We start from the raw sequence: 12,058 nt of genomic DNA on the forward strand, positions 1-12,058 counted from the left end.
TCTACCCCATCCCGAAGAACATCAAGGTCTTGCGGGTGTACTCCTCGGCGTAGTCCACGATCTTGTCGGAGCCTTCGCGCGCGCGCGCTTCATCATTCTCCGCGATCCGGCGCGCCACGAAGGCATGCAGCGTGCAGACGCGCTGCAAATCGCCGAACTGCTTGAAATGCACGTACCAGAACCGCCGCGTCTGCGCCTCGATCGGGGTGATCGCCTGGGCTGCATATTTATTGCGCGCGGTCGCCACGATCAGCGAATTGAATTCGCGGTCGGCCTCGACAAAAATATGACCGTCATTCCTTGCGGCGGACTTCTCGAACATCAAGGCCAGTTCGCGAAACCGCTTGCGCTCGACCTCGCCCGCGAACCGCGCCGCGCGGCCCGCCAGCACGTTCTCGATACCCTTGCGGACCTCGATCATCGCGAGCTGATCGACGAGATCGATCTCCGACACGAACGCCCCGGAGCGCGGCACGATCTTCACCGTGCCCTCGAACGACAGACGCTGGAGCGCCTCGCGGATCGGCGTGCGGCCGATGCCGAGCTTGGCGCTCAGCGACGCCTCGGAAATGCGTGAACCGGGCGGCAGTTCGTGCGTGACGATCATCGCCTCGATCAGGCGATAGGCGATACGCGACTGCGGCTCGTCGTCGTTGTCGGAAACGTCGGGAAGACTGCTGGGGCGATTCATGGGCTGCATCATAAGTGCGCGCGCTCATTGCGGCTGAAGAAAAGATCGCCGGGACATTGCGGCCGCAAATCCCGCCGGACGAATCATATCCCGCCCCCGCGGGAATCGCAGCCGGCGCTTTCAGCCACCTGCCGGAATGCACGCTTAGGGCTTCTCCGACCAACGTTCAATACGCCCCACGCCCACGCTGGCCTGCTTCCTGCTTGAAGCCCTGTGGACGCCGGGCGGGCGATCCAGTGCCCAGCCAAAGGGGCTCTTGTTTGTTGTTTCCTTTCTGCCATAATCGTATGTCTCTGACATACCAGAAACATAACAACAAGCAAGGCACCGGCGGAAACGACCTATTCACAACAAAGGGAGCGGTAAAAATGACGACGACGAATACGCAGGCCTCATCGGCGCCATCCCCTTCGAGATGGTTTCAATTGCTACTCGGCATGATCGCGATGATGGCGATCTCCAGCCCGCAATATGTCTGGGCGCTGTTCACCGGACCGTTGACGGAAAAGCTGCGGGTTTCGCTCGCTGAAATCCAGGTCACTTTCTCACTGTTGATCGTTCTACAGACCTTTTTCTCGCCGGCGCAGGGATACCTCATCGACCGCTTCGGTCCCCGTCTGCTGCTGTCGGTCGGCGCAATTCTCACCGGCCTGAGCTGGGTGCTGGCCGCGAATGTCACGACGCTGACGGGTCTCTATATGACCTATGGTCTGTTCGGCGGCCTCGGCACCGGCATCATCTATATCGGCGTCGTCGGCATGATGGTGCAGTGGTTTCCTGACAAGCGTGGTCTCGCCACCGGCCTTGTCGCGGCGGGCTACGGCTTCGGCGCGATCCTGACCACCTTGCCGATCTCCACGAGCCTCAAGAGCAACGGTCTGTCGAGCACGCTTGTGACCTTCGGCATCGTCTTCGGCATCGTGGGCATTCTCGCGGCGATCTTCATGCGCCGCCCCGAGAAATCCATTGCCTTCACCGCACCGGACGCCGAGGAACGCGGACTGATGCAGAGCACCCGCAACTACGCCCCGCGGGAAATGCTGCGCAATCCGATCTTCTGGCTTCTGTTCGTGATGATGACCATGATGTCCACCTCGGGCCTGATGGTGATTTCGCAGATGGGCGCGTTCGCCAAGGATTTCGGCGTCAAGGATGCCCTCGTCTTCGGCCTCGCCGCGTTGCCGCTTGCGCTCACCGTCGATCGCATCACCAACGGCGTCACCCGCCCCTTCTTCGGCTGGGTGTCGGACCGGATCGGCCGCGAAAACACCATGGCGATCGCCTTCGGTCTTGAAGGTATCGCGATGACCATCTGGCTCGCCTATGCGCACAACCCGCTGGCTTTCGTTTTGCTCTCGGGCGTGGTGTTCTTCGGCTGGGGCGAGATCTTCTCGCTGTTCCCGTCGACGCTGACGGATACCTTCGGTACCAGGGATGCCACCACCAATTACGGCTTCCTTTACATGGCGCAGGGCGTGGGCTCCGTGCTCGGCGGCCCGATCGCGGCCCTGCTCTATCAGGCGACGCTTTCGTGGCATGTTGTGTTCGGCGTCGCGATCACGATGGATATCACGACGGCCCTGCTTGCGATCTTCGTGCTGAAACGGATGCGGGCCACCCATCTTGCACGTAATGCGCAGGCGGCCGCGCTCGCCACTGCTTGACGACAATCGGCCGGGGCGCTCACCTGCCCCGGCCTCTTCACGCTAAAAGGATCAGGTTGAAAGATGCTCCAGACTGTTCGCTCCACCCGCGGCATGGCCGTGGCTCCTCACGCACTGGCCGCGCAGGCCGCGGTCGATATTCTGCGCTCGGGCGGCAACGCCATCGAAGCCATGGTCGCGGCAGCCTCCACCATCGCGGTGGTCTATCCTCACATGAACAGCATCGGCGGCGACGGCTTCTGGACGATTTCGTGCCCCGGCCAGCCCGTGGTCGCCATCGAGGCCTGCGGCGCGGCGGCAGGCGGCATTTCCATCGACTATTACACCGCGAAAGGCTGCGCGAAGATTCCATCGCGTGGACCGGACGCCGCCAACACGGTCGCGGGCACCATCGGCGGCTGGCAGGCCGCGCTCGACATCAGCAGGGAATGGGGCGGCCGCCTGCCGCTCGGACGGTTGCTGGAAAACGCGATTTTTTATGCTCACGACGGCATTCCAGTGACGCGCTCGCAGACCGTCACCACCGCCAAGAAGCTCGGCGAACTGAAATCGCTGCCCGGCTTCGCGGAAACTTTCCTCGTGGGCGGCGAGGTGCCCCAGCCCGGCGAGCGGCTGCGGCTCCCGCAGCTTGGCAAAACGCTGAAGGCGCTGGCCGATGACGGCCTCGACAGTTTCTATCGCGGCCGCCTTGCCGCCAGCATCGCAAAGGAGCTGAAAGCGCTCGGCAGTCCGGTGTCGGCCGACGACCTCGCGAGATATCGCGCGACGGTTTGCAAGCCGCTCGAACTCGCGCACAGCCTCGGCAAGATCTACAACATGACGCCGCCGACGCAGGGCCTCGTCTCGCTCATCATCCTCGGCCTGCTCGATCGCCTCGACATCAACCGCTTCGGCCCGGACAGCGCGGAATACATCCACTGCGTGGTGGAGGCGACCAAGCAGGCCTTCCTGATCCGCGACAGCCACATCACCGATCCCGCTTTCATGCGCGACGATCCGCAATCGTTCCTCGCGCCCGAACATCTGGACAAGCTGCGCGCCGCCATCAGCATGGAGAAGGCGCTGCCGTGGGGTCAGGGCAAGGGCCCCGCCGACACCGTGTGGATGGGCGTGATCGACGGCGAAGGCCGCGCGGTCTCCTTCATCCAGAGCATCTATCACGAATACGGCAGCGGCCTCGTGCTGTCGGAGACCGGCCTCAACTGGCAGAATCGCGGCTGCTCGTTCTCGCTCGACTCCAAACACATCAACGCGCTGGCGCCGAACAAGAAACCGTTCCACACGCTCAATCCCGCGCTCGCGCGGCTGAACGACGGGCGCGTCATGGTCTACGGCACGATGGGCGGCGACGGCCAGCCGCAGACGCAGGCCGCCGTGTTCACGCGCTACGCCGTCTACAATCAGACCATGCAGGCCGCGATCACCGCGCCGCGCTGGCTCTTGGGGCGCACATGGGGCGACGACACCGACAGCCTGAAGCTGGAGGGACGCTTTCCGGCAGAAACCCGCCGCAAGCTCGAGGCGCTGGGACACGAGGTCGAGATGGTCGAGGACTTCGACGAGATCGTCGGCCATGCCGGCGGCATCGCGCGCTTCGCCAACGGCGTGCTCGAAGGCGGCAGCGATCCGCGCAGCAACGGCGGCGTCGCGGGCTTCTGAAGTTCATCCGCAACGGCGCAGCGCGCGGCTGCACTGTTGCGGATGCGTGCGGCGAAGCAATCCGGCTGGACCTACCCCATCCGGGTTGCTTCGCCCGCGAATGAAAAAGTTCTATTTCGGAGCGACCGGACGCACCACGCCCCAGCCGATCCGCAACGGCTCCAGCCGCCCCTCGATCAGGCGATCGAAGGTGCGCGGCACTTCGGCGGCAAGACCGGGAAACATTTTCGCAATCGCCTCCGGCGGCGCGCCGACCGTATCGTGCGCGCGCCAGACGACAAGACCGCCGCCGGTGTTGATGGTGGCTGCGTCCACCCACGGCGTCTTGCCAAGATTCGAGAACAGCACCTGCGGCCGCGTCGGCGCGCCGAGACCGATCAGCGATGCGATCTGCGGATCGCCGGCGACGGCTGGCAGCGGACGGTTGGTCCGCAGCCTGTAATTGTCGGCGAAGAATTTTCCCATCGCGCGCGCGGGCAGCGAGGTCTGCGCCTCCGTGGCGTCGGTCCATGGCTGCACGAACACCGTCGTCAGGACCACGATCACGGGCGCGGCCAGCGCCAGCAGCCAGATCGTGCGCAGCACCTGCTGGCGGCGCAGGTAAATCAGGTCACCTCCCAGGATGACGGCGAGAAGGCCGATCAGCATCAGCGCGACGCCCTCGCCCCCGGCGACATGATCGAACCCGAAGACTGGCGACGCCAGCGTGAACAACAACGGCGGCAAGGCTCCGAAGAACACCACGAATAGCCGCGCCAGCGGATCGACCGGCGGGCGGAAGATCGCGGGTGCGTCCTCGCTTTTGCGATCGAAGATGCGCGCGTTCGCCGCAACGAGCGCCACGACGCCGAGCGCCGACAACATGAGCGCGCCGAACAGCCCGCCCGACTGCCACGCATAGGCCTCGAGCGAAAGGAGCGCGGGGCGAGGCAATGCCGCGCCGTTGCGCGCCAGCCAGATCATATAGGGCAACGCGATGACCGCGATCACCAGCGCGCCATATAACGGATCGATCGAGCGCAACGCCGCGCGCCCGCGCGAGGTCGCCAGCGCGAAGATCGCGAGCAGAGCCAGCAGCACCGGCGCCATCGCTGTGGTGAGGAACAACAGCCCGATCTCGATCGACAGCGCGAACCACGCGCCGCGCTGCCGCTCGCCGATCACCCGCCATGCATGCAGAAGCGTCAGCGCCCAGAGCGGCCGCGCCAGCACGTCGGGGCCGAATTCCAGTCCCGGAAAACTGAAGGCCGCGATGGCCAGCGTCAGCAGCGCCGCAAGCACGCCCTGCTGCGCGCCGACCAGCGCGCGCGCGAGCATGAACACCGCGCCCATCATCACCGCGAAGCAGATCTGCGCCAGCAGATACACGCCGAAGGCGTAACCGCCGACGGCACGGAACGCGATGTCGGCGAGCCAGAACGACAGCGGCGGCCCGAGCGCGGTGCCGACCTGATACTCGCGGCCGAACGCCAGCACGGTCGGCGCGTCGCCGGGCGGGCTGAGATAGAGCGCCGCCGGCACCAACAGCCACAGCAGCGCCAGCGCGAGCACGGCGCTCCAGAGAATCCAGCGCGGCTTGGCGCGGACGAGTTCGACGATCAGGGAGGTGAAGCGCATCGCGCGGACGAACCGGGGCGGGAGGGCAAAAAGACCGTTCAGCTCTTGATAAAGGCCCGCGCCGGATCAGGCAACCTGAACGGCCGCCTCCTCCGCCGCGATCACGGTTTCCGTCACTTCAGGCAGGGACAGATCGGCCGGAACTGCCACGCCGTTCAGCCTGGCATGGGCCGCAGCCACGGGCGCGAAATGCCGCCGGTGGTGCGGCGTCGGGCCATGCTGCCGCAAGGCTTCGAGATGCCGGGGCACGCCGTAGCCCATATGCGAATCGAAACCGTATTCGGGATGCGCTTGCGCCAACCTGCACATCAGGCGGTCGCGCGTCACCTTCGCCACGATCGAGGCCGCGCCGATCGACAGCAGCAGACCGTCGCCGCCGATCACAGGCTCGCAGCCGCATGGCACATCGATCCTGTCGCGGCCGTCCACGAACACATGGCGCGGCGCTTGCGGCAAACCCCGCACCGCGCGCGCCAGCGCCCACAGCGAGGCGCGCAGGATGTTGTCACGGTCGATCCGCCACGGCGGCGCGGCGGCGACCGACACCAATGCAGTGGCGCAGATTTCATCGAACAGCGCCTCGCGCGCCTCCATGGTGAGGCGCTTGGAATCGTCGATGCCTTTGGGGATTCGATCGGGATCGAGAATCACGGCGGCGGCGACCACCGGCCCCGCGAGCGGCCCGCGCCCCACTTCGTCGCATCCCGCCACCGGCCAGACGCCCTGCTTCATCAGCGCATGTTCGCGCTCGAAACTCGGACGCATCGCGGCGTTAGCCTTGGTCTTGGCCTTCGCAGGTTTCGCGGGGACTTTCGTGGTTGCGGAGGATTTGATCCGACTCATGACCGGACACTGAAACGAACCGCCGGGTACGGCAAGCCGGAACCTGGCAGATGTGCCCGCTATTCAGCACGGGCCTTCAATTCAAAACAAATCCAACTGTTCACCGCTTTTTTCCGGCTGCACGAAATGCGAGGTGGAGAGCTTCACCCGCTTGCGGTTCAGCCCCAGCCGTTCGCACGCGATCTCGAAGCGGCGGCCGATCATCCACGCCATCGGGCCGGTGCCCTTCATCCGCGTGCCCCATTGCGAGTCGTAATCCTTGCCGCCGCGCATGTCGCGGATCAGCGTGAAGACGTGGCGGTAACGGTCCGGGTAATTCGCGATCAGCCATTCGCGGAACAGGTCGCGCACCTCGAGCGGCAGCCGCAGCAGCGTGTAGTTCGCCTCCTTCACGCCGGCATGGGCGGCGGCATCGAGAATGCGCTCCATCTCCGAATCGTTGAGTGCCGGAATGAGCGGCGCGGTCATCACCACGGTCGGAATGCCCGCCGCCGAGAGTTGCCGCAGCGCCTCCAGCCGTTTGGGCGGCGTCGAGGCGCGTGGCTCCATGCTGCGCGCGAGTTTCGGATCGAGCGAGGTCACCGAGATCGCTACCTTGGCGAGATTCCTTTCCGCCATCCGCGAAAGGATATCTATATCGCGCACGACCAGCGCCGATTTGGTGACGATGCCGACCGGATGGCCGGTCTTCTCCAGCACCTCGAGAATCCCGCGCATGATCTTGTGCTCGCGCTCGATCGGCTGATACGGATCAGTGTTGGTGCCGATCGCCATGGTGCGCGGCTCATAGCCCGAGACCGTCAGTTCCTTTTCGAGAAGTGCCGGGGCATCCGGCTTCATGAACAGTTTGCTCTCGAAATCGAGCCCCGGTGACAGGCCGAGATAGGCGTGGGTCGGCCGCGCGAAGCAATACACGCAGCCGTGCTCGCAGCCGCGATAGGGATTGATCGAACGATCGAAGCCGATGTCGGGGGAGTCGTTACGCGAGATCACCTTGCGGGCGGTGTCGATCCCGACGCTGGTCTTGAATGGCGGCAGTTCGTCGAGGCTCTGCCAGCCATCGTCGAAGGCGGCGCGGGCTTCGCGCTCATATCGTCCGCTGGCGTTGGTCTGAGCGCCCCGGCCGCGGCGGCGCGCGGCGTCGATGGCGACGCCGATCTGGTCGAAATCGGAGAGACCCGCCGCCGGAGCGGCGGAAGGCGGCGATGTCTGCGCGGATTGAATGGCCCTGCTCATGCTTCAAGGATAATCGTCCTTCAGAACAAAACAAGAACATTTTTATGACATCCCCAGCGGACCTCGCACCGCTGCCCGGCGTTGACGGTCCGGCGGAACATTTCATGAGGAGGATTCGATGAAGGCATATCTTCTGGCGGCGGCGGCAATCGGTCTGGCGGCGGGTTTCACCTCGACAAGCGTGACGCCCGCGAAGGCCGGCACGGTCTGCCTGACCGACAACGACAGCCCCAACACCTATCGTTCCTGCGAGTATTACAGTTTCCGCGCCTGCCGGGCGTCGTCGCAAGGCGTGGGCGGTTCGTGCGTGCGCAACCCGCGCGGCGATGACGGCGAGTATGGTTACATCGAAGGCCCATCGGTCGAATTCGGTTCGGCCTATAATCGCTATGACGGCCCGATCTATCATCGCGGCTATGGCGGGCCCGGCTATCGCTGGTGAGTTTTTAGGCACCTCTTTCGGACGGGACGGAGCGATATATCGCTTCGTCCCGTTTTCATGCGTCATGGCGTATGTGCCCTGCATGATGCAGGGTTCTTTGTCCGCGCATGGAGTGCTAAGGCATCGCCGTTCCTTTTGACGGTGGAGCCGCGCCCCGATGATCAGCATCGTGATTCCGACACAGGGCAATGAATCCGAGACGGTCGCCACGCTCTCGGCGCTGGTGCCGGGCTCGGCGGCGGGCATGGTGCGCGACGTCGTGCTGGTCGATCGCGGAGGCGCTGGCGACATCGCGCGCGTCGCCGATGTCGCGGGCTGCCGCTTTCTGAAGTTCGAGGGCTCGCGCGCCGACGCCATCGCGGCGGGCGTCAAGCTCGCGCGAGGCTCCTGGCTGATGTTCCTGCATGCCGGCGCGGTGCTCGAATCCGGCTGGATCGACGAGACCGCGCAGTTCATCGAAAGCGTCGGCGTCAGCGGCCACCGCCGCGCCGCTGTCTTCCGCTACGCGCGTTCGCCCTATGCCGAAGGCGGTGTCACACATGGCCTGCGGCAGATCGCCCGCGCGGTCGCGGGGCCGTCCTCCAATCAGGGACTTTTGATCGCGCGCGATCATTACGACCGGCTCGGCGGTTACGCGCATGGCGCGCGCCACGCGGAATCGAAGTTGCTGTCGAAACTCGGCCGCTCCGGCCGCGCGATCCTGCGCACGCGGATATTCGTGCCGGCTTGAGTTACTTCGCCTGCGCCTTGCCGCGTTTTAAGTGCTCGTCGAGACGCGGCATGATCTCCACAAAGTTGCACGGCTGCGTGCGATAATCGAGCTGATGCGCGAGGATGCCGTCCCAGCCGTCGCGGCAGGCGCCCGGCGATCCCGGCAGCGAGAAGATAAATGTCGTACCCGCCACCCCGGCGGTCGCACGGCTCTGGATCGTGGACGTGCCGATCTTGGCATGGCTGAGCATGTGGAAGGCGATGGAGAATCCATCCATCCGCTTGTCCAACAGCGGCTCGACCGCTTCCGGCGTCACGTCGCGCCCGGTGAAGCCGGTGCCGCCCGTCGTCACCACCACATCGACGCCATCGTCGGCGATCCAGCGCTTCAACTGTGCCTGAATCTTTTCGACGTCATCGGTGACGATCTCGCGCGCGGCGAGACGATGCCCCGCCGCCGTGATGCGGTCGGCCAGAGTCGCGCCCGACTTGTCGTCGGCGAGCGAACGCGAATCCGAGATCGTCAGCACCGCGATGTTCAGCGCGATGAAGGGTTTGGATGAATCGAGGGAGGTCATGATGTTTTATCCGTCATTCCGGACGGTTCGCGACGCGGACCGATCCGGAATCCCGATATGAGGCGTGAGATTCCGGATTCGCTCGCGAATGCTCGCGCTCCGGAATGACACTTACAAGTTCCCCGCGCCGAAGGTGTTGCACGCCGCCACGCTGCCCTGCTGGTAGCCGGTCATGAACCAGCGCTTGCGCTGTTCGGCCGAGCCATGCGTGAACGAATCCGGCACCACGCGGCCCTGCATCTTCCGTTGCAGCGTATCGTCGCCGATCGCCGCCGCCGTGCGCAGCGCGCCGTCGATGTCGCCCGACTCGATGAAGCCCGGCCGCTTCTTCTCCTCGCGATTGACCCAGACGCCGGAGAGGCAGTCCGCCTGCAACTCGACCTTGACCTGGATCGCGTTGGCCTCCGCCTTGCTGCCCGCCTGCTGTTGCATCGCGTGGGCCTTGTCGAGAATGCCGAGCAGGTTCTGGATGTGATGGCCCGCCTCGTGCGCGATGATGTAGGCGGCGGTGAACTTGCAGGCGCTGCCCTGACACCCGCCGAACTTGGTCTCGATCTCGCGGAAGAAGCCGGTGTCGAGGAAAATCTGCCGGTCGGGCGGGCAATAGAACGGCCCCATCGCCGATTGCGCCATGCCGCAGCGGCCGCCATTTGTGGCGTTGCGGAACAGGACGATGCGCGGACCCTTGTAGGTTCGGCCACTGGCCGAGAAGATCTCGTCCCAGCGGTCGTCGATCTCGCCGAGCACGCCGGCAATCATGCTGCCCATCTCGTCGGTCGGTGCACCACGCTTGGCCTGCGAGGACGGCCGGTCGCTCTGATAGCTCGGGGCCTGCCCGCCGCCGCCAGTGAGGATTTCCGCGCCGCCGATCAGGATGCGCGGGTCGATGCCGACGGCCCAGCCGATCAGGCCGAGCACCACCACCGTGCCGATGCCGAGGCGGCCGCCGCCGCCCATCGGAAAGCCGAAGCCCCCGCCTCCGCCGCCGAAACCGCCGCCACTGTCGTCGCGCCGGTCGTCAATGTCGTCGCTGCGGCGGAAGTCGTCATAACGCATCGCATCTCTCCTTAAGGCCACGCATCTCATAACGGCCGATGGCGGGAATCGTTTGATGCATGATGCAACAACAACCGCGCTCGGGTGGGGATTTTAGCGCCCCCGGCAATTTTTGCCTAGTCGATCGAAAGCACCCTGTCGTGCACTGACCGACCGGCATGCGGCGTTCAGCCATGGCCATCCGCGACGCCGCGCGTCATTCATTCTGCTCCGCGCGCGGCACACGATGGAATCGATTCCGATCGCGCGACGATCGAATAAATTTTCGATGCACCGAAAAAGCATCGCGGTTAAGTCGATTTTTACCTTGGACATTCATGGTGATGACAAGTCGGATTTGTTGGTCCCGCGTCGCCGACTGCGTCGCCTGAGTCAGGTTTTGAGTCATGGTTGTGTCGCGTCGCGGGGCGTCTGCAAAGGCGCCCCGCACTAATTTTGAAACCTCGCCATCCTCGCGCATCGTCATCGGCGATTGCGTCGCGGAGATGACGAAACTGCCCGCGAACTCCGTCGATCTGGTGTTCGCCGACCCCCCGTACAATTTGCAGCTCAAGGGCGAATTGAAGCGCCCGGACGAGTCGCATGTCGATGCGGTGAATAACGACTGGGACAAGTTCTCGTCGTTCGCCGCCTATGACGATTTCACGCGCGCATGGCTGCTGGCCTGCCGCCGCATCATGAAGCCGACCGCGACGATCTGGGTGATCGGCTCCTATCACAACATCTTCCGCGTCGGCGCGATCATGCAGGATCTCGGATTCTGGGTGCTCAACGACATCGTGTGGCGCAAGACCAATCCGATGCCGAACTTCCGCGGCCGCCGCTTCACCAACGCGCACGAAACCATGATCTGGGCCGCGCGCGATGAATCGACCAAATACACCTTCAACTACGATGCGCTGAAGGCCGCCAACGAGGACGTGCAGGCGCGTTCCGACTGGCTGATCCCGCTGTGCACCGGCGATGAACGCCTCAAGGGCAAGGACGGCAAGAAAGTCCATCCAACGCAGAAGCCGGAAGGCTTGCTGGCGCGCGTGCTGCTGTCGTCATCGAAGCCCGGCGATCTCGTGATCGATCCGTTCAACGGCACCGGCACCACCGGCGCGGTCGCGAAACGCCTTGGCCGCAGCTACATCGGCTTCGAGCGCGACAAGACCTACGCCGCCGCCGCCGAAAAGCGCATCGCCGCCGTCGAGCCGCTCCCGGAAGCGACGCTTGCTCCGTTCCTGACCGCGCGCGATGCCCCGCGCGTGGCCTTCTCCGAACTGATCGAGCGCGGCATGATCTCGCCCGGCGCGAAACTCGTGGATTCGAAGAAGAAGCATGCCGCTCTGGTGCGCGCCGACGGCGCCATTATGCTCGGCGACAAGGTCGGCTCGATCCATCGCATGGGCGCGGTGGCGCAGGGTTCGGAAGCCTGCAACGGCTGGTCGTTCTGGCACGTCGAGACCAAGAAAGGCCTCAAGCTGATCGACGAGCTGCGCGCCGAAATCCGCCGCGAGATGGCGGCGGGCTGAAACGCAAGACATTCCTGAAAATAAAAACGGACGCCTCGCGGCGT

General features: G+C 64.7%; 11 protein-coding genes. 5 read left to right on the forward strand and 6 right to left on the reverse strand.

Annotated features, from left to right (window positions below):
• Position 1: 1 nt before the first annotated feature.
• Entirely contained in the window at positions 2–691 is a 690-nt protein-coding gene (locus AFIC_RS11855; protein WP_275246439.1) for a GntR family transcriptional regulator, read from the reverse strand.
• A gap of 368 nt (positions 692–1,059) precedes the next feature.
• On the opposite strand from AFIC_RS11855, the gene oxlT reads away from it, so the two are divergent.
• Together oxlT and AFIC_RS11865 are read left to right on the forward strand one after the other, a co-directional pair.
• Positions 1,060–2,355: an oxalate/formate MFS antiporter gene (oxlT, locus tag AFIC_RS11860; RefSeq protein ID WP_275246440.1), complete on the forward strand. Its 1,296-nt coding sequence runs from the start codon at positions 1,060–1,062 to the stop codon at positions 2,353–2,355.
• Between the two features lie 63 nt (positions 2,356–2,418).
• Positions 2,419–4,014, forward strand: coding sequence for a gamma-glutamyltransferase family protein (locus AFIC_RS11865; RefSeq protein WP_275246441.1), 1,596 nt, complete (start codon positions 2,419–2,421; stop codon positions 4,012–4,014).
• Between the two features lie 111 nt (positions 4,015–4,125).
• On the opposite strand, the gene AFIC_RS11870 is transcribed toward AFIC_RS11865, so the two are convergent.
• The 3 genes from AFIC_RS11870 to AFIC_RS11880 form a co-directional block, all read right to left on the reverse strand.
• Positions 4,126–5,631, reverse strand: a complete 1,506-nt coding sequence (locus tag AFIC_RS11870) for a glycosyltransferase family 39 protein (RefSeq protein WP_275246442.1) — start codon at positions 5,629–5,631, stop codon at positions 4,126–4,128.
• A 66-nt stretch (positions 5,632–5,697) separates the two neighbouring features.
• On the reverse strand, positions 5,698–6,474 hold the full coding sequence (locus AFIC_RS11875) for a ribonuclease HII (RefSeq protein ID WP_275246443.1): 777 nt from the start codon (positions 6,472–6,474) through the stop codon (positions 5,698–5,700).
• An 81-nt stretch (positions 6,475–6,555) separates the two neighbouring features.
• The gene (locus AFIC_RS11880; RefSeq protein WP_275246444.1) at positions 6,556–7,710 is read right to left on the reverse strand and encodes a PA0069 family radical SAM protein; all 1,155 of its coding nucleotides are present in this window, start codon (positions 7,708–7,710) and stop codon (positions 6,556–6,558) included.
• A gap of 118 nt (positions 7,711–7,828) precedes the next feature.
• Here AFIC_RS11880 and AFIC_RS11885 point away from each other — a divergent pair, with 118 nt between their 5' ends.
• Together AFIC_RS11885 and AFIC_RS11890 are read left to right on the forward strand one after the other, a co-directional pair.
• Positions 7,829–8,152 (forward strand): DUF3551 domain-containing protein, encoded by a 324-nt coding sequence (locus AFIC_RS11885; RefSeq protein ID WP_275246445.1) that lies wholly within the window; start codon positions 7,829–7,831, stop codon positions 8,150–8,152.
• A gap of 157 nt (positions 8,153–8,309) precedes the next feature.
• Positions 8,310–8,882, forward strand: coding sequence for a glycosyltransferase family protein (locus tag AFIC_RS11890; RefSeq protein WP_275246446.1), 573 nt, complete (start codon positions 8,310–8,312; stop codon positions 8,880–8,882).
• 1 nt (position 8,883) lies between these two features.
• Here the strand turns inward: AFIC_RS11890 and moaB are convergent, their stop codons facing one another.
• On the reverse strand, positions 8,884–9,441 hold the full coding sequence (moaB, locus tag AFIC_RS11895; RefSeq protein ID WP_275246447.1) for a molybdenum cofactor biosynthesis protein B: 558 nt from the start codon (positions 9,439–9,441) through the stop codon (positions 8,884–8,886).
• Positions 9,442–9,552: 111 nt separating this feature from the next.
• Complete coding sequence (gene ypfJ / locus AFIC_RS11900) at positions 9,553–10,497, reverse strand: KPN_02809 family neutral zinc metallopeptidase (protein WP_275246448.1); 945 nt, start codon at positions 10,495–10,497, stop codon at positions 9,553–9,555.
• A 386-nt stretch (positions 10,498–10,883) separates the two neighbouring features.
• Here ypfJ and AFIC_RS11905 point away from each other — a divergent pair, with 386 nt between their 5' ends.
• Complete coding sequence (locus AFIC_RS11905; RefSeq protein ID WP_275246449.1) at positions 10,884–12,014, forward strand: site-specific DNA-methyltransferase; 1,131 nt, start codon at positions 10,884–10,886, stop codon at positions 12,012–12,014.
• The last annotated feature ends 44 nt before the right edge of the window (positions 12,015–12,058 follow it).

This window comes from [Pseudomonas] carboxydohydrogena, assembly GCF_029030725.1.
Lineage (GTDB): Bacteria > Pseudomonadota > Alphaproteobacteria > Rhizobiales > Xanthobacteraceae > Afipia > Afipia carboxydohydrogena.

What these genes read in the sequence shown, in the direction of transcription:
- AFIC_RS11875 (WP_275246443.1), bottom strand. Translation starts at nt 6,474, where the DNA reads ATGAGTCGGATCAAATCCTCCGCAACCACGAAAGTCCCCGCGAAACCT.
- AFIC_RS11855 (WP_275246439.1), bottom strand. Translation starts at nt 691, where the DNA reads ATGAATCGCCCCAGCAGTCTTCCCGACGTTTCCGACAACGACGACGAG.
- AFIC_RS11865 (WP_275246441.1), top strand. Translation starts at nt 2,419, where the DNA reads ATGCTCCAGACTGTTCGCTCCACCCGCGGCATGGCCGTGGCTCCTCAC.
- AFIC_RS11870 (WP_275246442.1), bottom strand. Translation starts at nt 5,631, where the DNA reads ATGCGCTTCACCTCCCTGATCGTCGAACTCGTCCGCGCCAAGCCGCGC.
- AFIC_RS11880 (WP_275246444.1), bottom strand. Translation starts at nt 7,710, where the DNA reads ATGAGCAGGGCCATTCAATCCGCGCAGACATCGCCGCCTTCCGCCGCT.
- AFIC_RS11890 (WP_275246446.1), top strand. Translation starts at nt 8,310, where the DNA reads ATGATCAGCATCGTGATTCCGACACAGGGCAATGAATCCGAGACGGTC.
- oxlT (WP_275246440.1), top strand. Translation starts at nt 1,060, where the DNA reads ATGACGACGACGAATACGCAGGCCTCATCGGCGCCATCCCCTTCGAGA.
- ypfJ (WP_275246448.1), bottom strand. Translation starts at nt 10,497, where the DNA reads ATGCGTTATGACGACTTCCGCCGCAGCGACGACATTGACGACCGGCGC.
- moaB (WP_275246447.1), bottom strand. Translation starts at nt 9,441, where the DNA reads ATGACCTCCCTCGATTCATCCAAACCCTTCATCGCGCTGAACATCGCG.
- AFIC_RS11885 (WP_275246445.1), top strand. Translation starts at nt 7,829, where the DNA reads ATGAAGGCATATCTTCTGGCGGCGGCGGCAATCGGTCTGGCGGCGGGT.
- AFIC_RS11905 (WP_275246449.1), top strand. Translation starts at nt 10,884, where the DNA reads ATGGTTGTGTCGCGTCGCGGGGCGTCTGCAAAGGCGCCCCGCACTAAT.